18 protein-coding genes and 1 tRNA gene are annotated in these 20,227 nt (G+C 67.0%); 6 read left to right on the forward strand and 13 right to left on the reverse strand.

The features are described from left to right. Nucleotides 1–5: 5 nt before the first annotated feature. Entirely contained in the window at nt 6–2,639 is a 2,634-nt protein-coding gene (polA, locus tag JF52_RS0113010) for a DNA polymerase I (RefSeq protein WP_033107047.1), read from the reverse strand. A 96-nt stretch (nt 2,640–2,735) separates the two neighbouring features. Here polA and JF52_RS0113015 point away from each other — a divergent pair, with 96 nt between their 5' ends. Next, nucleotides 2,736–3,110 (forward strand): hotdog fold thioesterase, encoded by a 375-nt coding sequence (locus tag JF52_RS0113015; RefSeq protein WP_052167073.1) that lies wholly within the window; start codon nt 2,736–2,738, stop codon nt 3,108–3,110. A gap of 167 nt (nt 3,111–3,277) precedes the next feature. Here JF52_RS0113015 and JF52_RS0113020 read toward each other — a convergent pair whose 3' ends face one another. Then, entirely contained in the window at nt 3,278–3,904 is a 627-nt protein-coding gene (locus JF52_RS0113020; protein ID WP_033107049.1) for an ANTAR domain-containing response regulator, read from the reverse strand. A 101-nt stretch (nt 3,905–4,005) separates the two neighbouring features. On the opposite strand from JF52_RS0113020, the gene JF52_RS0113025 reads away from it, so the two are divergent. From JF52_RS0113025 to JF52_RS0113040, 5 genes are all read left to right on the forward strand, one after another. Next, nucleotides 4,006–4,088: transfer RNA gene (locus JF52_RS0113025), tRNA-Leu, on the forward strand. Between the two features lie 60 nt (nt 4,089–4,148). After that, a complete protein-coding gene (locus JF52_RS16325) occupies nt 4,149–4,766 on the forward strand; it encodes a histidine kinase dimerization/phosphoacceptor domain-containing protein (RefSeq protein ID WP_052167038.1) in 618 nt (205 codons plus the stop codon). A gap of 182 nt (nt 4,767–4,948) precedes the next feature. Then, nucleotides 4,949–5,107 (forward strand): hypothetical protein, encoded by a 159-nt coding sequence (locus JF52_RS17495; RefSeq protein ID WP_160175065.1) that lies wholly within the window; start codon nt 4,949–4,951, stop codon nt 5,105–5,107. Continuing rightward, on the forward strand, nt 5,104–5,667 hold the full coding sequence (locus JF52_RS0113035; RefSeq protein WP_084595856.1) for a response regulator: 564 nt from the start codon (nt 5,104–5,106) through the stop codon (nt 5,665–5,667). Before JF52_RS17495 ends, JF52_RS0113035 begins: the two co-directional genes overlap by 4 nt. 67 nt (nt 5,668–5,734) lie before the next feature. After that, nucleotides 5,735–6,586: a CPBP family intramembrane glutamic endopeptidase gene (locus JF52_RS0113040; protein ID WP_200881024.1), complete on the forward strand. Its 852-nt coding sequence runs from the start codon at nt 5,735–5,737 to the stop codon at nt 6,584–6,586. A 95-nt stretch (nt 6,587–6,681) separates the two neighbouring features. Here JF52_RS0113040 and pyk read toward each other — a convergent pair whose 3' ends face one another. The 11 genes from pyk to hisF all read right to left on the reverse strand — a co-directional run bounded on the left by pyk (nt 6,682) and on the right by hisF (nt 20,227). Next, nucleotides 6,682–8,130 (reverse strand): pyruvate kinase, encoded by a 1,449-nt coding sequence (gene pyk / locus JF52_RS0113045; RefSeq protein ID WP_033107050.1) that lies wholly within the window; start codon nt 8,128–8,130, stop codon nt 6,682–6,684. 57 nt (nt 8,131–8,187) lie between these two features. Beyond that, nucleotides 8,188–9,654, reverse strand: coding sequence for a glutamate synthase subunit beta (locus JF52_RS0113050; RefSeq protein ID WP_033107051.1), 1,467 nt, complete (start codon nt 9,652–9,654; stop codon nt 8,188–8,190). Further along, nucleotides 9,647–14,215 carry a glutamate synthase large subunit gene (gene gltB / locus JF52_RS0113055; RefSeq protein ID WP_033107052.1) on the reverse strand — a complete coding sequence of 1,523 codons (4,569 nt, stop codon included), beginning with the start codon at nt 14,213–14,215 and terminating at the stop codon, nt 9,647–9,649. The genes JF52_RS0113050 and gltB overlap by 8 nt, the downstream gene beginning before the upstream one ends. Before the next feature lie 89 nt (nt 14,216–14,304). Further along, the gene (gene lgt, locus JF52_RS0113060) at nt 14,305–15,327 is read right to left on the reverse strand and encodes a prolipoprotein diacylglyceryl transferase (protein WP_033107053.1); all 1,023 of its coding nucleotides are present in this window, start codon (nt 15,325–15,327) and stop codon (nt 14,305–14,307) included. Between the two features lie 10 nt (nt 15,328–15,337). After that, nucleotides 15,338–16,141: a tryptophan synthase subunit alpha gene (trpA, locus tag JF52_RS0113065; RefSeq protein ID WP_033107054.1), complete on the reverse strand. Its 804-nt coding sequence runs from the start codon at nt 16,139–16,141 to the stop codon at nt 15,338–15,340. Continuing rightward, a complete protein-coding gene (trpB, locus tag JF52_RS0113070) occupies nt 16,138–17,406 on the reverse strand; it encodes a tryptophan synthase subunit beta (protein ID WP_052167039.1) in 1,269 nt (422 codons plus the stop codon). The genes trpA and trpB overlap by 4 nt, the downstream gene beginning before the upstream one ends. Further along, nucleotides 17,403–18,215 carry an indole-3-glycerol phosphate synthase TrpC gene (gene trpC, locus JF52_RS0113075; protein WP_033107055.1) on the reverse strand — a complete coding sequence of 271 codons (813 nt, stop codon included), beginning with the start codon at nt 18,213–18,215 and terminating at the stop codon, nt 17,403–17,405. Before trpC ends, trpB begins: the two co-directional genes overlap by 4 nt. After that, nucleotides 18,215–18,460, reverse strand: coding sequence for an HGxxPAAW family protein (locus JF52_RS0113080; RefSeq protein WP_033107056.1), 246 nt, complete (start codon nt 18,458–18,460; stop codon nt 18,215–18,217). The genes trpC and JF52_RS0113080 overlap by 1 nt, the downstream gene beginning before the upstream one ends. Before the next feature lie 47 nt (nt 18,461–18,507). Then, nucleotides 18,508–19,098, reverse strand: coding sequence for a Trp biosynthesis-associated membrane protein (locus JF52_RS0113085; protein WP_033107057.1), 591 nt, complete (start codon nt 19,096–19,098; stop codon nt 18,508–18,510). After that, the gene (hisI, locus tag JF52_RS0113090; protein WP_033107058.1) at nt 19,095–19,469 is read right to left on the reverse strand and encodes a phosphoribosyl-AMP cyclohydrolase; all 375 of its coding nucleotides are present in this window, start codon (nt 19,467–19,469) and stop codon (nt 19,095–19,097) included. Before hisI ends, JF52_RS0113085 begins: the two co-directional genes overlap by 4 nt. Continuing rightward, nucleotides 19,466–20,227, reverse strand: a complete 762-nt coding sequence (gene hisF, locus JF52_RS0113095) for an imidazole glycerol phosphate synthase subunit HisF (RefSeq protein WP_033107059.1) — start codon at nt 20,225–20,227, stop codon at nt 19,466–19,468. The genes hisI and hisF overlap by 4 nt, the downstream gene beginning before the upstream one ends.

Below are 20,227 nucleotides of genomic sequence, written 5' to 3' on the forward strand. Positions count from 1 at the left end.
TTGGTTCAGTGCGCTGCCTCGTTCCAATCGTGCCCTCGGCCGACCTGCACCTCGAGCGGGACGGAGAGATCGGCGGCATCGGCCATGCGGGCGCGCACGATCTTCTCTGTCGCGTCCCACTCCCCCGGCGCCACCTCCACCACGAGTTCGTCGTGGATCTGCAGGAGCACCCGAGAGCGCAGGTCGGCGGCATGCAGGTCTGCGTGGATCTCGTACAGCGCGATCTTCATGATGTCGGCCGCGCTGCCCTGAATGGGGGCGTTCAGCGCGGCACGCTCGGCGTTCTCGCGCAGCACCCGGTTGGGGCTCGTGAGGTCGGGGAACGGCCGCCGACGGCCGAAGATCGTCTCGGTGTACCCGACCTCCTTCGCCTTCACGACCGACGCACGCAGGTAATCGCGCACGGCGCCGAACCGGGCGAAGTACTCGAGCATCAGCTGCTTCGCCTCGGACTGCTCGATGCGCAACTGCTTCGACAGGCCGAAGGCCGAGAGACCGTAGACGAGGCCGTAGGACATGGCCTTGACCTTCGTGCGCATCGCCGAGGTGACCTCTGAGGGGTCGACGCCGAAGACGCGGGCGCCGACGAACCGGTGCAGATCCTCGCCGCTGTTGAACGCCTCGATCAGGCCCGCATCACCGGAGAGGTGCGCCATGATGCGCATCTCGATCTGCGAGTAGTCGGCGGTCAGCAGAGTCTCGTACCCCTCGCCCACCTGGAAGGCGCTGCGGATACGGCGCGACTCCTCCGTGCGCACCGGGATGTTCTGCAGGTTCGGGTCGGTGCTGGAGAGCCGCCCGGTCTGACTGCCGGTCTGCACGTACGTCGTGTGCACGCGATGATCATCGCGAATGGCGGTGTCCAACGACTCGATGATCTGGCGGAGCTTGGTTGCCTCGCGGTGCTGCAGGAGCAGGTCGAGGAAAGGGTGCGGGTTGCTCTCCTGCAGGTCGGCGAGCACGGCGGCATCCGTCGAGTATCCGGTCTTCGTCTTTCGCGTCTTCGGCAGCTGCAGGTCTTCGAACAGAACCTCCTGAAGCTGCTTCGGCGACCCGAGATTGAACTCTCGTCCGACCAACGCGAAGGCGTCGGTGGCCAGGCCGTCGGTGCGTACTGCCAGCTCACCGGAGAACGTCGAGAGCACGTCATGCGACACCGCGACTCCGGAGATCTCCATGTCGGCGAGAGCGAGCAGCGTCGGCAGTTCGATCTCGGTCAGCACCCGGGCGACCGGCTCGGGAAGGTCATCACGCAGTGCGGCCGCGGCGCGCAGGGTGAACCACGCCTCCTGCGAGGGAGTCGCGCCGTCGGTCTCGGGCACGAGCTGTGTCGGGTCGGCCTCGGGCAGCTTCTCATCGAGGTAGCGGTCGACGAGGTGCGCGAGCGTCTTGTCGGGGAAGCTCGGACGCAGCAGCCAGCCAGCCAGGAGGGTGTCGTAGGTCAGTCCGCCGAGGCGGATCCCCGCGCGGTGCAGCGCCTTGACCTGAGGCTTCGCGTCGTTGAGCACCTTGTCGGCGTCGGACTCGAGCCAGTCCCGAAGCGCATCGGCCGTCGCGTCGCTCCAGTCGGTCTCGCGGAGTTCGGTCAGGCTGGCGACACCGATGCGAGATATGCTGCCGGCTGCGGTCACGAGCGTCACCGCCAACTCGGCGTTCTGCTCGGCGATCCACGTGGCGAGATCGGTGACGGACGCCTCGACAGGGGCGGGCATCGGCACAGCCGGCTCGTCGTGCACGGATTCGTCGCCCGCGCCGACCGCGTCGAAGACTCGCGGCAGCAGGGTGCGGAATTCGAGCCGCGCGAAGATGTCGCGCACGGCCTGCGCATCGATCGGCGCGACGGCGAGCTCTGCAGGGGTGACAGGGAGCTCGACGTCGGTGAGCAGACGGTTCAGCCGGCGGTTGCGCCTGACGGCGTCCATGTGCTCGCGCAGGTTCCCGCCGACCACGCCTTTGATCTCCTCGGCGCGCTCGAGCAGCTCGTCGAGGCCGCCGAACTGGGTCAGCCACTTGACCGCGGTCTTCTCCCCCACCTTCGGCACTCCGGGCAGGTTGTCACTCGTCTCGCCGACGAGTGCGGCGATGTCGGGGTACTGCTCCGGCCGCACGCCGTAGCGCTCCTGCACGGTGGCGGGGTCGTAGCGCTTGAGCTGCGAGACGCCCTGGACGGAGGGATACAGCAGGGTGACCTTGTCATTGACGAGCTGGATCGTGTCACGGTCGCCGGAGACGAGGAGCACGTCGTAGCCCTGCTCTGCACCCTGCACGGACAGGGTGGCGAGGATGTCGTCCGCCTCGATGCCCTCTTTCGTGAGCACGGGGATCGACATGGCGGCCAGAACGTCCTGGAGAAGCGGCACCTGGCCGCGGAACTCCTGCGGGGACTCGGATCTGGTCGCCTTGTACTCGGGGTACTGATCAGTGCGGAACGAATGCCTCGAGGTGTCGAACGCGATCGCCATGTGCGTCGGCTGCTCGGCCTTGATCAGATTCACGAGCATCGAGAGGAACCCGTAGATCGCGTTCGTGTGCTGATTGTCCTTCGTCGTGAAATTCTCGACCGGAAGGGCGAAGAAGGCACGGTAGGCGAGCGAATGGCCGTCGACGACCATGAGGGTAGGCTTTGCGGAGTCCGTCACCCTGTCAGCCTAACGAGGACGACGGACACGCGCTGAGGAGGACACGTGAGCGACACCGCCGAGACGACCGGCCTGGAGTGGGTGACCGCCCGAGGCATGGGAGCGCTTGCCGAGAAGATGGGCATCGAGTTCACCGAGTTCACGATCGAGCGCAGCGTCGCCACGATGCCTGTCGAAGGCAACACTCAGCCGGTCGGTCTGCTGCACGGGGGTGCCTATGTGGTTCTCGGCGAGTCGCTCGGCTCGATGTCGGCGAACCTGCACGCAGGTCCTGGGCGACTGGCGGTCGGAGTCGACATCAACGCCACGCACACGCGTTCCGCCACATCCGGCGTCGTGACCGGTGTGTGCACCCCGATCCACTTAGGACGCAGCGTTGCGGTTCATGAGATCGTCGTGGCGGACGAGCAGGGCCGTCGCTGCTCGACGATCCGCATCACGAACATGATCAAGGACCTGCCCGCTCGCTGACCTGCACTCTCAGTCGTCTCGAGCGGTGGGCTCGCCTGCAGACGGTGCAGACCGGGTTCGTCACCAGTGGGCGAGATGCGCGCGGTTCGCGTCGTACGCGGTGACGTACGCCTCGGCGTCGCCGGACTCGACCAGGCGAAGGCGGATGCCGTCGCCGAGGTCGAGGGTCACTTCTTGGGTGCGAGCTGCTCGATGATCGCCTTGGCGACGTCCTGCATCGTCAGACGACGATCCATCGACGCCTTCTGGATCCAGCGGAACGCCTCGGGCTCGCTCAGGCCCATCTTCTCGTTGAGCAGGCCCTTGGCACGGTCGACGAGCTTACGGGTCTCGAAGCGCTCGACCATGTCGGCGACCTCGGCCTCGAGCGTGATGATCTGCTCGTGGCGGGCGAGTGCGATCTCGATCGCAGGAAGGAGGTCGTTGGGGGTGAAGGGCTTGACCACGTACGCCAGGGCGCCGGCCTCGCTCGCACGCTCGACGAGTTCCTTCTGGCTGAAGGCGGTGAGAAGCACGACGGGGGCGATATTGCCCTTGTGCAGCTTCTCGGCCGCGCTGATGCCGTCGAGCTGCGGCATCTTGACATCCATGATGACCAGATCCGGACGCAGCTCGGTGGCCAGAGCCACGGCGGTCTCTCCGTCACCTGCCTCACCGACGACGTCGAATCCGTTGTCGCGGAGGATCTCGACGATGTCGAGACGGATCAGCGATTCGTCTTCGGCGACGACGACGCGTCGCGGGGCGGATGCCGTGGGCTGCTCAGCCGGTTCTGCCTGTTCTTGCTCGGTCACGATTCCATTCTAGTGGAGAGGAGACCGAGACCTGTCCCAGGAACCCGCCGAACGCACCGGAGTGGTGTTCGTCCTGCGCTAAAGTCGTAGACGCACCACGCGCCGGCGTGGCGGAATGGTAGACGCGGAGCACTCAAAATGCTTTGTTCGAAAGGACGTGCGGGTTCGAGTCCCGCCGCCGGCACGATTGTGACGAAGGCATTCTTCACGTCCGCCTGCCGACACGGATGAAGGAGCCGCCCACATGGATCCTCGCTCGTCTTCGGTATGGCGGCGCTGGGATCTCCTGGCCGCGGTGGCACTGGTCGGCCTCGCATTCGTTCCCGGCGTGGAACGTCAGGGTGTCGACCTCGCTGAGCTTCCGGACAAGGCGATGGATGCGCTGGGCTGGACGCTTCTCGTCGCTCAAGGCGCTCCTGTGGCTTTCCTGCGTCGCCGGCCGGTCATCGCTCTGTCGGTGATCGGCGCCGCATTCAGCGCCTACCAGCTGCTCGGCTACCCGACCACGTTCGCGGCACTGGGTCTTCTGGTCGCGATCGTGGGTGCAGGGGCGCTCGTACGCCGCCGCAGGCGAACAGTCGCCGCCGCAGCGTCAGCCGGCTACATGCTCCTGTGCGTCGCCCTCGGATGGGTCGGTTCACCGACGCGGGTGCTCGATCACATCGTGTTCGGATTGCTACTGGCATCGCTCTGGGTGGTGGGAGCATGGCTCAGCAGCCGTGGGCACGCGCAGCAGCAGCGCAACGCAGAGGCCGAACTGGCCGCGGTCGCCGCCGAGCGCGGACGCATCGCGCGAGAACTGCATGATGTGATCACGCACCACGTGACGGCGATGGTCGTGCAGGCCGAAGCCGCCCAGTAAAGCACAGACGACCGGGTGCGGACCGCGAACTCTCTCACGACGATCGGAGAGACGGGCAGGGCGGCTCTCACCGACCTGCGCGGTCTCCTCGGCGCGCTGGACGCAGCCACAGACGATGCCGGGAGGACGCCGGCCATAACCGCCGTCGAGGAGCTCGTGGAGCGAGCGAGAAGGAGATCGACGTGACGGTCACGACCCGGACTGCGACGGCGCCCGGAATCGGAGTCGGCGCCGGAAAGGGCCTCATCGGCCTGCGCGAGCGCGTAGCGCTCGTCGGCGGGTGGTTCGACGCCGGCCCCTCAGCCGACGGTTTCGTCGTACGTGCTCGGATCCCCGCATGAGCGTGGACTCCCGCCGGGCGGACGGCGGAGACAGAGCGCCGATCCGGGTCGTGGTGTGCGACGACCAGGATCTCGTGCGCTCCGGGTTCGTCACGATCCTCGATGCGCAGTCTGATCTGGAGGTTGTCGGCGAGGCGTTCGACGGCCAGACGGCGATCCGTCGCGTCGAGCAGGAGAAGCCCGATGTGGTGGTCATGGACATCCGGATGCCGCGCATGGACGGCATCGAGGCCACGCGCCGGATCGCCGGACCAGGCGTCGACGATCCGGCCAGAGTGCTGATCGTGACGACGTTCAACCTCGACGCGCTCGTCTTCGACGCACTCCGCGCCGGTGCCAGCGGCTTCCTGCTGAAGGACGCCAGACCGGCCGAACTCCTCGACACGGTCCGCACAGTGGCGTCCGGCGAGTCGCTGCTCTCCCCAGCCGTGACGCGCGCACTCATTGGCCGGTATGCCGAGCGGGTCCGACCGGTGCACAGTGGCGCACCGGCTGGGCATCGTCGGAGATCGTTGAGCCATCCCTCTGCAGAGCTAGCCGAAGTGCCCTCTCGCGCGTGATGCCCCGCCTGGGGCCGTCCGTAGCGTGTTTCTCGACCCCATACGACTATCGAGGAGCACGAACCCCATGACGAACACCCAGAGAGTCCAGAGCACACCGCAGACCGGCATCCTGTCCAGAACATGGGTGCGGGCCACAGCACTGGTGGTCGGCTTCGCGATCGTGATGATCGTGTCGAACTCGATCGCCTCAGCACTCGAGAACCCGCTCGCAGCACTGCTGGTCGGTCCCCTGCTTGCCGTACTGGTGCTGTGGCTGTACGGATTCGCCGTGCGCCGCATCGAACGCCGAACGGTCACTGAACTTGCGCCGAGAAGGGCGACGCGCCTGGTCCTGATCGGCCTGGCGGGCGGCATCGTGCTGTCGGCGGCCACCGTCGGCATCCTCGCGCTGTTCGGCGGCTACCGGATCACCGGCTGGGGCTCCGTCAGCGGTGCTCTCAGTGTCGTCGGAATGATGTGCGCGATCGCCGTCGCCGAGGAGGTGCTCTTCCGCGGCGTGATCTTCGGACTCGTCCAGCGGCGTTGGGGAACGTGGCTCGCCCTCGCCGTCTCTGCCGTTCTCTTCGGCCTCGTGCACCTCGTGAATCCCGGCGCCACCGTATGGGGAGCGATCGCCATCGCCGTCGAGGCCGGGCTGATGCTCGCTGCCGCGTACGTTGCCACAGGGTCACTGTGGCTGTCGATCGGCCTGCATCTCGGGTGGAACATCGCCACTGTCGCGATCTTCGGCACGGTGACATCCGGCAGCGAATCCAGGGGCGCCATCGTCACGGCGACCACCTCCGGGCCCGACTGGCTGACCGGCGGAGCGTTCGGGCCCGAGGCGAGCGTCATCGCTGTGATCGTATGCTCCGCAGCCACGGCGGTCCTGATCCGCATCGCCCGTCGCCGGGGACGCATCGTCTCTCGCGCCTGAAAGCCACCGCGGAGGACCCGAGAGGGGCGGAGCCGAAGCTCCGCCCCTCTCGGACGTGGTGGCACATCGGACGTGGTGGCACATCGGACGTGGTGTCAGACGCCGTCCTTGTAGATCGGCGCCGCGCCGTTGACGGCATCGCCGACCTTGTGCACGCGGATGTCGTTCGTTGAACCGATGATTCCGGGAGGGGAACCGGAGATCACGACGACCTTGTCCCCTTCTTTCGCCAGATTGTTCTTCAGCAGGTAGTCATCGACCTGCAGGAACATCAGGTCGGTGTGCTGCACGGCTTCGACCAGCGTGGAGCGGATGCCCCAGGTCAGCGCCATACGGCGGCGGATGCCGGGCTCCGGTGTGAACGCGATCATCGGGATGCGCGAGCGCAGACGCGACAGGCGACGAGCGGAGTCACCGGACTGCGTGAACACGCACAGGAACTTCGCGTCGACGAAATCGGCGACCTCGAGGGCGGCGAGGGTGATCGCACCACCCTGCGTGCGCGGCTTGGCCGTGAGCGGCGCGATGCGCTCCAGGCCGTGCTCCTCGGTGGACTCGACGATGCGGGCCATGGTCTCGACGACCACGATCGGGTACTCCCCCACGCTGGTCTCACCGGACAGCATGACCGCGTCGGCGCCGTCGAGAACGGCGTTCGCGACATCGGACGTCTCCGCACGGGTCGGCACGGGACTGGAGATCATCGACTCCAGCATCTGCGTGGCGACGATGACGGGCTTCGCCATGCGCCTGGCGATCTCGACCGCACGCTTCTGCACGATCGGCACTGCTTCCAGCGGAAGCTCGACGCCGAGGTCACCGCGGGCGACCATGATGCCGTCGAAGGCATCGACGATCTCCTCGAGAGCATCCACGGCCTGCGGCTTCTCGATCTTGGCGATGACGGGCACCCTGATGCCCTCTTCGGCCATGATCTCGTGCACACGCTCGACATCGGAGGCGTTGCGCACGAACGACAGCGCGATGAGGTCGGCGCCGATCTTCAGGCCCCAGCGGAGGTCTGCTTCGTCCTTCTCGCTCAGCGCGGGGACGTTCACGGCGACGCCGGGCAGGTTGATGCCCTTGTTGTTCGACACTGCGCCGGCGACGATCACGCGGGTGGTGACGACGGTGCCGTCGGTCTCGACGACCTCGACACGCACCTTGCCGTCGTCGATCAGCAGGAAGTCGCCGGGCTTGACGTCCTGCGGCAGTCCCTTGAAGGTGGTGCCGCAGATCTCGCGGTTGCCGATGATGTCTTCCGTGGTGATCTTGAAGATGTCGCCGGCTGCGAGCTCGTACGGACCGTCCTCGAACTTGCCGAGGCGGATCTTCGGGCCCTGAAGATCGACGAGGATGGCGACGGCCTTGCCGGCGTCGTCCGCAGCGCGGCGCACGTTGGCGTAGTTGGCGTCATGGACGGAATAGTCACCGTGGCTGAGGTTCAGTCGGGCGACGTCGACCCCCGCTTCGATGATTGCTCGAACGTTCTCGTAACTCGAGGTGGCCGGGCCCAGCGTGGCGACGATTTTCGCGCGTCTCAACAGATTCTCCAGGGTGAGAGTGGGGGAAACAGAACTGGCGACGATGCCTCCGCCAGCCTACGCGGGCTGGAGGCCGATCGCGACATCGGTGGGACGCACGGGTGAAGGCAGGACGGTCTCCCCCATCAGGAAGCGATCCACGCCTGCAGCTGCTGCGCGGCCCTCTGCGATCGCCCAGACGATGAGCGACTGCCCGCGCCCGGCATCGCCGGCGACGAAGACGCCGGGAACGGTGGTCTCGTACGAGTCGTCGCGCCGGAAGGCGCCGCGGTCGGTGGCCTGCGGACGCAGGTCATCCGTGAAGCCGTCCTGCTCAGGACCGGTGAAGCCCATCGCGATCAGCACGAGGTCGGCCGGGATCTCGCGCTCGGTGCCGCTCTTGGGAACCCGGCGGCCGTCGACGTACTCGGTCTCGGCCACGCGCAGAGCGCGCACCTCGCCGGCCTCGTTCGAGAGGAACTCGACGGTGGAGGCCAGGTAGTGGCGCTCTCCGCCCTCCTCGTGCGCGGAGGAGACCTCGAAGATCGTGGGCATCATCGGCCAGGGCTGGTGCTCCGGTCGATCCGCGCCCGGCTGCGTTCCGATCGCGAGGTTCGTCACGCTCAGTGCACCCTGCCGGTGCGCCGTGCCGATGCAGTCAGCCCCGGTGTCGCCGCCGCCGATGACGATGACGTGCTTGCCCTCAGCGGTGATCTGGTTGTGCACGACATCGCCGGCGACCGCATGGTTCGACTCGACGAGGTACTCCATGGCGAAGTGCACGCCGTCCAGGTCGCGACCGGGAATCGTCAGGTCGCGCGGCACCGTCGAGCCGGTGCAGATCACGACCGCGTCGTAGCGCGCCCTGAGATCGGCCCAGCTGATGTCCTTGCCGATCTCGACGCCGGCGCGGAAGCGGGTGCCCTCTTCCTGCATCTGACGCAGCCGCGACTCGAGGTGCGTCTTCTCCATCTTGAAGTCAGGGATGCCGTAGCGCAGCAGTCCGCCGATGCGGTCGTCGCGCTCGAAGACCGCGACGGTGTGCCCCGCGCGCGTCAGCTGCTGCGCGGCGGCGAGTCCGGCTGGACCGGATCCCACGACCGCGACGGTCTTGCCCGTGAGACGCTCCGGCGGCTCTGGTTCGACCCAGCCCTTGGCGAAGGCCTCGTCGATGATCGACACCTCGACCTGCTTGATCGTCACCGCCGGCTGGTTGATGCCGAGCACGCACGAGCTCTCACAGGGCGCCGGGCACAGTCGTCCGGTGAACTCGGGGAAGTTGTTCGTGGCGTGCAGACGCTCGATCGCCGAGCGGTCCTCGCCGCGCCAGGTGAGGTCGTTCCACTCCGGGATGAGGTTGCCCAGCGGGCAGCCCTGATGGCAGAACGGCACGCCGCAGTCCATGCAGCGTCCGGCCTGGCGGCGCAGCACGGCCTTGTCGCCCGGCTCATAGACCTCTTTCCAGTCCATGATGCGCACTGGTACGGGACGGCGAGCAGGAAGCTCGCGCTCCGTCACCTTCAAGAACCCCTTGGGATCAGCCACCGGTCACCTCCAGGATGCGGGTCCAGACGACGTCGCCATCCGGGTCGAGCCCGTCTGCCTCCGCCTCTTGACGCATGGTCTGCACTGCGGCGAAGTCGCGCGGCAGCACCTTCACGAATTCGGCCGCGACGGTGTCGAAATCTTCGAGCATGGTCGTCGCGAGCGGAGAGGCAGTGCGCTCCACGTGCTCGATGAGCAGGCTGCGCAGCACCTCGAGGTCCGCACGATCCAGTGCCTCCAAACGCAGTTCGCCGCTCTCGCGGGACTGCAGGTTGACCTTCTCGGTCGAGAGCGCGTGCACATATGCGATGCCGCCGGACATGCCTGCACCGAGGTTGCGGCCGGTCGATCCGAGGATCACCGCGAGACCGCCCGTCATGTACTCGAGCGCGTGGTCGCCGACTCCCTCGACGACGGCGGTCGCGCCGGAGTTGCGCACCAGGAATCGCTCGCCGACGACGCCGGAGATGAACATGGTGCCAGAGGTGGCGCCGTAGCCGATCACGTTGCCGGCGATGACGTTCTCATGCGGCGCGATGATCGAGCCGCGCGACGGCCGGATGGTGATGTCACCACCGGAGAGGCCCTTGCCGACGTAGTCGTTCGCATCTCCTTCGAGCCGCAGCACGATTCCGGACGGGAGGAAAGCACCGAGCGACTGGCCGGCGGTGCCGTGCAGCGTGACGTCGATCGTCTCCCGAGCAAGCCCTGCCTCGCCGAAACGTGCCGTCACCTCGTGTCCGAGCATCGTACCGACCGCACGCTCGGTGTTGCGGATGGGCAGCTCGACGATGGTCGGTGCCATGTCGTTGAGCGTCTTCTGCGCCATCTCGATCAGGGGCACGTCGAAGTGCTTGTCGAGCTCGTGCTCCTGCTCGCGGCCGCTGCGACGCGGCTCGGATGCCGGGAACACGGGGCCCTCGAGCACGGGCGAGAGGTCGAGACCATCCGTCTTCCAGTGCTCGATCGCGGCATTCGCCTCGATGAGGTCGGCGCGGCCGATGATCTCGTCCAGCGACCGGAAACCGAGCTCCGCGAGGATCTCCCGTACCTCTTCCGCGATGAACTCCATGAAGTTGACCACGAACTCCGGCTTGCCGGTGAACCGCTCGCGCAGCACGGGGTTCTGAGTCGCGACGCCGACCGGGCAGGTGTCCAGGTGGCAGACGCGCATCATGATGCAGCCGCTGACGACGAGCGGGGCCGTCGCGAAGCCGAACTCCTCGGCACCGAGGAGCGCGCCGATGATGACGTCGCGTCCGGTCTTGAGCTGGCCGTCGACCTGCACCACCACGCGGTCGCGCATGCCGTTGAGCATGAGGGTCTGCTGCGTCTCGGCGAGGCCGAGCTCCCACGGAGTTCCCGCGTGCTTGAGCGAGTTCAACGGGCTCGCGCCGGTGCCGCCGTCGTGTCCGGAGACCAGGATGACATCGCTGAGCGCCTTCGCGACGCCTGCGGAGACCGCGCCGATGCCGGACTGGCTGACGAGCTTCGTGTGGATGCGAGCGGACGGGTTCGCGCGCTTCAGGTCGAAGATGAGCTGCTTGAGATCTTCGATCGAGTAGATGTCGTGGTGCGGCGGCGGCGAGATCAGCCCGACACCGGCCGTCGCATGGCGGGTGCGCGCCACCCACGGGTACACCTTGGTCGGCGGCAGCTGGCCGCCCTCCCCCGGCTTGGCACCCTGGGCGAGCTTGATCTGGATGTCGTCCGACTCGGTGAGGTAGAGACTCGTGACCCCGAAGCGGCCGGAGGCGACCTGCTTGATCGCGCTGCGGCGCTCGGGGTCGAGCAGACGGTCGACGTCTTCGCCGCCCTCGCCCGTGTTCGACTTCGCGCCGATGCTGTTCATCGCGATCGCGAGTGTCTCGTGCGCCTCGCGGGAGATGGACCCGTAGCTCATGGCGCCGGTGGAGAATCGCTTGACGATCGCGCTCACCGGCTCGACCTCGTCGAGTGGCACTGCCGGGCGCGCGCCGGTGCGCAGATTGAAGAGCCCTCGGAGAGTCTTCAGCTCGGCCGCCTGATCGTCGACGAGCTTCGTGTACTCGCGGAAGATGTCGTAGCGACGGTTGCGTGTCGAGTGCTGCAGCCGGAAGACCGTCTCAGGGTTGAACAGGTGCGGGGAGCCATCGCGTCGCCACTGGTACTCGCCGCCCGTCCACAGGCGTTCGTGCGCACGCGCCGCCGCATCTTCCGGGTAGGCGTAATCGTGACGCGCCTGGTTCTCGGCGAAGACGTCTTCGATGTCGATGCCGCCGAGCTTCGTCTCCGTGCCGGTGAAGTACGCGTCGATCAGCTTCTGGCTGAGTCCGACGGCCTCGAACACCTGCGCGCCCGCATACGACGACACGGTCGAGATGCCCATCTTGGACATGATCTTCAGTACGCCCTTGCCGAGCGCGTAGATCAGGTTCTTGACGGCCTTCTCCGGTGCGATGCCGGTGATGAAGCCGGTGCGCACGAGGTGTTCGACGCTCTCCATCGCGAGGTACGGGTTCACAGCCGAGGCGCCGTAGCCGATCAGTGTGGCGACGTGATGCACCTCGCGGACGTCGCCGGCCTCGACGATCAGACCGACCTTCATGCGGTTCTCGCGCCGGATCAGGTGGTGGTGGATCGCCGAGACCATGAGCAGCGAGGGGATCGGAACGAGATCCTTGTTGGAGTCCCGGTCGGAGAGGATGATGAACTCGGCGCCGTCGGCGATGGCCTCGTCGACCTCTGCGCACATCTCCTCGAGGCGCTCCTGCATCGTGTGCGCGCCGGCGTCGAAGTGGTACAGGCCGCGGATCGTCACCGATGAGCGCCCCTCCAGCGCCTTGTCGATGTGACGGATCTTCGCGAGCTCGTCGTTGTCGATCACCGGGAAGTCGAGCGTCACGGTGCGCGTGTGCTCCGGACCCCAACTGAGCAGGTTCCGCTCCGGTCCGAGGCCGGACTTCAGGCTCGTGACGACCTCTTCGCGGATCGAGTCCAGCGGCGGGTTGGTCACCTGCGCGAACTGCTGCGTGAAGTAGTCGAACAGCAGACGTGGGCGCTCGCTGAGCACGGCGATCGGGGTGTCGGATCCCATGGCGCCGAGCGGCTCGACGCCGTTCTGCCCCATCGGGGTGAGCAGGATGCGCACTTCCTCCTCGGTGTAGCCGAAGGTGCGCTGACGACGTGTGATGGATGCCGGCGGGTGCACGATGTGCTCGCGCTCGGGCAACTCTGCGAGGCGCACGGCCCCTGCGTCGAGCCATTCCTGCCACGGGTGCAGTGTCGCGAGGTCGTGCTTGATCTCGTCGTCCTCGACGATGCGGCCGGCAGAAGTGTCGACGAGGAACATCTTGCCCGGCTGCAGGCGGCCACGGCGCTTGATGCGCTCGGGTGCGAACTCCAGTACGCCGGTCTCGGACCCGATGACGACGAGACCGTCGGTGGTCTCGGTCCAGCGTCCGGGACGAAGACCGTTGCGGTCCAGCGTCGCGCCCACGAGCGTGCCGTCGGTGAAGATGAGGGCGGCCGGGCCGTCCCACGGCTCCATCTGGTTGGAGTGGTAGTCGTAGAACGCGCGAAGCTCCGGCGTGATGTCCGACTGCTTCTCGTACGCCTCGGGAACCATCATCATGATGGCGTGCGGCAGACTGCGGCCGGTCAGCGTGAGCAGTTCGAGAACTTCGTCGAAAGATGCCGAGTCGCTGGCGCCCGGCGTGCAGATCGGCAGCAGCGGGCGCACATCGCCGAGCAGCTCTGACTCGAGCTGCGACTGGCGGGCACGCATCCAGTTGCGGTTTCCGCCGACGGTGTTGATCTCGCCGTTGTGGGCGAGCATGCGCAGCGGCTGTGCGAGCGGCCACGAGGGGAACGTGTTGGTCGAGTACCGCGAGTGCACGACCGCGAGCTCTGACGTGAAGCGCTCATCCTGAAGGTCGGGGTAGAACGGCTCGAGCTGCAAGGTGGTGACCATGCCCTTGTAGCCGAGCGTGCGGCTGGACAGCGAGACGAAGTATGCGCCGATCTCGTGACCAGCACGCTTGCGAAGCCGGTAGGCGACGCGGTCCAGCGCGATGCCGGAGAGTGCTTCACGACCCCGGGCCGAGGCCACGAAGAGCTGCTCGAACGCGGGGCGTGCCTCGTCGGCGAGCTTGCCGAGGTTCTCGTTGGCTGTGGGGACGACGCGCCAGCCGAGGACGGTGAGTCCTTCTTCACGGGCGATCTTCTCGACGCCCGCCTTCTGCGTGCGGCGCTCAGCGGCCTGCAGCGGGAGGAATGCGAGCCCGGCGGCGTAATGGCCGGCATCGGGCAGTTCGAATGCGGTGACTTCACGCAGGAACTCGTCCGGCATCTGGGTGAGGATGCCCGCACCGTCTCCGGTGCCGGCGTCGGAGCCGATCGCACCGCGGTGCTCCAGGTTTCGCAGGGCTTCGAGCGCCAGCTGGATGATGTCGTGTCCGGCTGTGCCCCGCAGGGTCGCGACCATGGCCAGGCCGCAGGCATCCTTCTCGAATGCCGGGTTGTACATGCCCTGTTTCGGGGGGTAGGCCCCGGAGGCGCCGTACGGAGGCTGGAAGTACATCGGTTACCGTCCTCAGGTAATCAAGTGACACCGGGGACGACGTCGGCCCGCTTGTTCAATGCAGTGGTTTCCTCATCAGACGAGGATGCTTATCGGGAGCTGCCCTCGCTCGCGGGAGCGGTGCTTGTGGCGGTGGCTCCGGCAGTGTCTTCGACCGGAGGCTCGCTCACGTCGACGAAGTCATCGATGCTGTCCTGTGATACTACATCAGCATCAGCATCCTTCCGCGTGCGCCCTGGCGCGTACGGTCCCGCCTCGCGACCCGTGTGCCTGCGCGTCTGCACGAACAGGATCACGATGCCGACGATCACGCCGATGATCGATGCCCACACGTTGCTCCGCAGGCCCAGGATGATCTCGCTCGGATCGATGCGGATCGACTCCCAGAGCACGCGGCCGGCGCTGTACCAGATCAGGTATACGGCGAAGAGCTTGCCCCACTGCAGCTGCAGACGACGACCGATCCAGAGCAGGAACAACACGCCGAGGCTGTTCCAGATGACCTCGTAGAGGAACGTCGGGTGGAACAGGGTTCCCTCCGCGAGCCCAGGGGGGAACGCGACGTTGTCGGATTCGATCTCCAGCCCCCAGGGCAGGTCGGTCGGCAGACCGAAGAGCTCCTGGTTGAACCAGTTGCCGAAACGGCCCATCGCCTGAGCCAGCAGCAGGCCGGGCGCCAGTGCGTCGGCGAAGCTCCAGAACCTGATGCCGGTCCATCTGCAGCCGAGATACGCGCCGACGGCGCCGCCGAGAAGCGCACCGAAGATCGCGATGCCGCCCTCCCAGATCGCCCAGACGGAGCCCGGTTCGAACGGGTTCCAGGTGTTCTTGCCCTCGCCGAAGTAGAAGTTCGGGTGCGTCAGCACGTGGAAGATGCGCGCGCCGATGATCGCCAGCGGTATCGCGAGGATGGCGATGTCGATGACGACCCACGGCTCTGCGCCGCGCTTGGTCAGACGGTGATTCGTCAGCAGCGTGGCCGCGATGATGCCCGCGATGATGCAGAGCGCGTAGAAGTGGATCCGCAGCGGCCCGAGATCGATGTAGCTGACCGGAGGGCTCGGGATGCTGGTGAGCACGCCGCTGATGGCGGTGTGAAGCGCGAGGGACATGAGTGCGATTCTAGTTCTCGTGTGAGGTGGCTGCCGACGGCGTGCCCGCGGCAAGGGACTTTGTGACAGCGGCGAGGGCGTCGAGGCCCCCGTCGCGGAGGGCACGCACCAGCGCGGTGCCGACGATGGCGCCGTCGGCGTACTCGGTGATGCCGGCGATCTGCTCGGCGGTGGATATGCCGATTCCGACGCACGCGCGCACCGCACCGCGTTCGCGCAGACGCGACACCAGGGTGCGCGCGGCGTTGTCGAGCTCGGTGCGCTCCCCCGTTATGCCCATGGTGGACACCGTGTAGACGAACCCGGTCGACGATGCGACGACGAGGTCGAGGCGTTCATCGGTCGAGGTGGGAGCCGCGAGGAAGATCCGATCGAGACCGGTGCGCTTGCTGGCTTCGATCCAGTCCTCGGCGGCATCAGGCGTGATGTCGGGTGTGATGAGACCCGCGCCGCCTGCGGCGAGCAGGTCGTCCGCATAGCGGTCGACGCCGTACTGCATCACGGGGTTCCAGTACGTCATGACGACGACGGGAACGTCGCTCGCCGCGGTGATCTCCCGTACGGCGGTGAACAGGTCGCGCATCTTGAAGCCGTTGGCCAACGCGGCCTGGGTGGCTTCCTGGATGACCAGGCCGTCCATCACCGGGTCGCTGTAGGGCGGGCCGAGCTCGATGACGTCGACGCCGTTCTCGGCGAGGGTGATCGCCGCCTGGATGCTGGTCTGCAGATCAGGGAATCCGACGGGCAGGTAGCCGATGAAAGCGCCCCGGCCCTCGTCGTGGGCCTTCTGGATCGCGGCTTCGACGCGGCTCATCGCGCGACCGCCGCATCCGCTGCGGCCCGCGTCACGGTGTCCTTGTCGGCGGCATCGCGTTCAGCCGCTTCGCGGTCGTAGAGATCGAAGTATCGTGCGGCTGTGTCCATGTCCTTGTCTCCGCGTCCGGAGAGGCACACCGCGAGGACGGCATCCGGACCCATGTCCCGGCCGATGCGCAACGCGCCGGCCAGCGCATGCGCCGACTCTATGGCGGGGATGATCCCCTCGGTGCGGCTCAGCAGGCGCAGTGCCTGCATCGCCTCGTCATCGGTGGCGGGGATGTACTGCGCCCGCCCGATGTCGGCGAGCCAGGAATGCTCAGGGCCGACGCCGGGGTAGTCGAGTCCCGCCGAGATCGAATGCGACTCGATCGTCTGTCCGTCCTCGTCCTGGAGGACGTAGGTCTTGGCACCGTGCAGAACGCCCGGGCGGCCGCGCTCGATGGATGCGGCGTGCTGCTCGGTGTCCACTCCGTCACCGGCGGCCTCGACTCCGTAGAGCTTCACGTCCGCATCGTCGAGGAACGCGTCGAACATGCCGATCGCGTTGGATCCTCCGCCGACGCACGCGATGACGGCGTCCGGGAGTCTGCCGGTCTCGTCGAGCAGCTGCTGACGGGCCTCTTCACCGATGATCTTCTGGAAATCGCGCACCATGGCAGGGAAAGGGTGCGGGCCCGCGGCCGTTCCGAAGATGTAGTTGGTGGTCTCTACCGTCGCGACCCAGTCGCGGTAGGCGTCGTTGATCGCATCCTTCAGTGTGCGCGATCCAGTGGTGACCGGCACGACCTCGGCACCGAGCAGACGCATGCGGGCGACGTTGAGAGCCTGACGCTCGGTGTCGACCTCGCCCATGTATATGGTGCAGTCCAGACCGAACAGTGCTGCCGCCGTCGCGGTGGCGACGCCGTGCTGCCCCGCGCCGGTCTCTGCGATGACCCGCGTCTTGCCCAGACGCTTGGTGAGCAGCGCCTGCCCGAGCACGTTGTTGATCTTGTGGCTGCCGGTGTGGTTGAGGTCCTCGCGCTTGAGGAAGACCCGCGCTCCCCCGGCGTGCTCGGCGAATCGCTGCACCTCGGTGAGCGCGGACGGACGCCCGGCGTAGGAGCTGAGGAGCCCTGCCAGTTCGGCGCGGAACCCGGAGTCGGCGATCGCCTGTTCATAGGCGACCGTGAGCTCGTCGATCGCCGCGATCAGCGACTCCGGCATGTAACGTCCGCCGAACTCGCCGAAGAACGGTCCCGGCTGATCTCGCAGACTCACTTCGACTCCCTCCGGTCGCTCAGTGCATCGGATGCCTCGACGTCAAGGAAGCTCTTGAGCGTCGCGACCGGATCGCCGGTGACCAGCGCTTCGCCGATCAGCACGGCGTCGGCACCCGCCGAGCGGTAGTGCGCGACATCGGCAGGACTCAGCACTGCGGATTCGGCGATCTTCACGGCATCCGCGGGAATGCGATCGACGAGCCGACTGAACAGATCGCGATCGAGCTCGAGGGTCTTCAGATTGCGGGCGTTCACTCCGATCAGCGGTGCACCGAGATCGATCGCGGCGTCAAGCTCGTCCGCGGAGTGGGTCTCGACGAGCGGCGTCATGCCGAGCTCATTGATGAGGGCGAACAGCTCCTGCAGCACCTTCGTCTCGAGGCCGGCGACGATGAGCAGCGCGAGGTCGGCTCCTGCTGCGCGTGCCTCCAGCACCTGGTACGGCGTCGCGATGAAGTCTTTGCGCAGCACGGGAAGCGACACCCGCGCGGTGACGGCCTCGAGATCGGCGAGGCTGCCGCCGAACCGACGTTGCTCGGTGAGGACACTGATCGCCGATGCCCCGCCCGTCTCGTAGAGACCTGCCTGGTGCGCCGGATCCGGGATGTCGGCGAGTGCGCCGCGGGAAGGGCTCGCACGTTTGACCTCGGCGATGATCTTGACCCGTTCCGCGGGTGCGAGAGCGACGAGCGCATCCTTGGCGGCAGGACGCGCGAGAGCGACCCGCTCCACCTCGACCAGCGGGCGCGTCAGCGCCCTGCGTTCGGCGTCTTCGACTGCGCCGGCCGTCAGGTCGGCGAGAACCACTAGTGCCCCTTCGGCGAGTATTTGGGGCCCTTCACGCCGTAACCCGCCTTGGCCAGGATCCATCCGAGAAGCAGACCGACGACGATGATGCCGACACCCACCCAGACGATGGGGGTCCAGATCGGGCTGAACGCCGCCAGGCAGAAGGCCACGGTGCCCAGCGTGAAGCCGAACAGCATGACGATCACAGCGGTCCACGCCGCCGGTGAGTGTCCGTGGCCGGGGTCAGCGATCGGGTTGGTCATGGTCTCCTCCGAAGCGGTCGTTGATATGCGCGATCAGTCTATCGGGGTCATCGTGTCGGATCGGTCCCCCGCGACAGTTCATCCCAGGAATCGATCGCGTCCACTGGGCCTTCAGCCTCGCTGTGAGCTGCCGCGTCGGTGCGGAATCGTCTGCCGCCGCTCTTCCATCGATTCGCCGTAAGGAGCGTGAACACGGACCCCGCGGTCAGCAGCACCCACCCGACCAGCGCCAGCACCGGCCAGAACGTCGGGGTGATGGAGGCGACCACATCCGACACCGCAGTGCCGCCGGCGAGCCCCGTGGTCTCGGTCACGATTGCCTCGACTGCCGAGACGGGTGCGGTGAACACGATTTCCGCCGTCCACCAGGTCAACAGCGCTCCCGCCAGCAGTGCCAGCGTCCCGAACACGTAGCGGAGTGCCCTTCCGACGAGGGTCAGAGCGGTCCCGAGCGCGAGGACGGTGAGACTCAGCGGAGCGAGCAGCGCCAGAGCATCCGCACCAGGTACGAGGATCGACTCTCCCGCATCCGCGCGGTCGACGCTCAACCACGTCTGTGTGGACGAGATGATGCCGATTGCGCCCGCGAGCAGGATCGCGACGACGGCTGTGCTGCGCCCGCGGCGGAGGAGTCTCATTCGGCACCTGCCCCTGGCGCGGCCAGCCCGTCGACGGCCTCGAGATCGGCCGCGTCGAAGCAGGTGCGGGTGCCGGTGTGGCAGGCAGGGCCGGTCTGATCGACCAGCAGCAGGATCGCGTCACCGTCGCAGTCCAGCCGCGCCTCGTGGATGCGCTGGATGTTGCCGGAGGTGTCGCCTTTGCGCCAGTACTCCTGGCGTGAGCGCGACCAGTAGGTTGCGCGGCCGGTCGTGAGTGTGCGGCGCAGCGCCTCGGCATCCAGCCACGCGAGCATCAGCACCTCGCGCGTGTCCCACTGCTGCACGATCGCGGGCGCGAGTCCGTCGGAGTTCCAGGCGACCTGCGCGATCCGCTCTTCCAAATCAGTCATCGCACCAGGATTCCTTCCGCACTCATCGCATCCTTGACCTCGCCCACGGTCAGCGCACCGGAGTGGAAGACGCTCGCGGCGAGCACGGCATCGGCTCCGGCCTTTATCGCCGGCGCGAAATCAGTCACGGCCCCGGCGCCGCCGGAGGCGATCACCGGCACCGAGGAGACGTCGCGCATCAGACGGACGAGTTCCAGATCGAAACCGTCGTGCGTGCCGTCGGCGTCGATCGAGTTGACCAGCAGCTCGCCGGCGCCGCGTTCAATGGCCTCTCGTGCCCACTCCAGGGCATCCAACGACGTCTGCGTGCGCCCGCCGTGGGTGGTGACCACGAAACCGGATGCCGTCGTCGCGGCGCGTTTGACATCGAGCGAGAGCACCAGCACCTGGGCGCCGAATCGGTCGGCGATCTCGCCGATGAGCTCGGGCCTGGCGATGGCTGCGGAGTTGACGCCCACCTTGTCTGCGCCGACGCCCTGCAGGCGTGCGACGTCCTCGACGCTGCGCACTCCTCCGCCGACCGTCAGCGGCACGAACACGTGCTCGGCTGTGCGCTGCACGACCTCATAAGTGGTTGCGCGGGCATCGACCGTGGCAGTGACGTCGAGGAAAGTGATCTCGTCGGCACCCTGGGCGGCGTAGTGCGCGGCCAGTTCGACAGGGTCGCCCATGTCACGGAGGTTCTCGAAATTGACACCCTTGACGACACGCCCTGCGGCGACGTCGAGGCACGGGATGACGCGACTGGTGAGAGTCAT

It is taken from the genome of Microbacterium profundi (assembly GCF_000763375.1).
In the GTDB taxonomy this organism is placed as follows: Bacteria; Actinomycetota; Actinomycetes; order Actinomycetales; family Microbacteriaceae; genus Microbacterium; species Microbacterium profundi.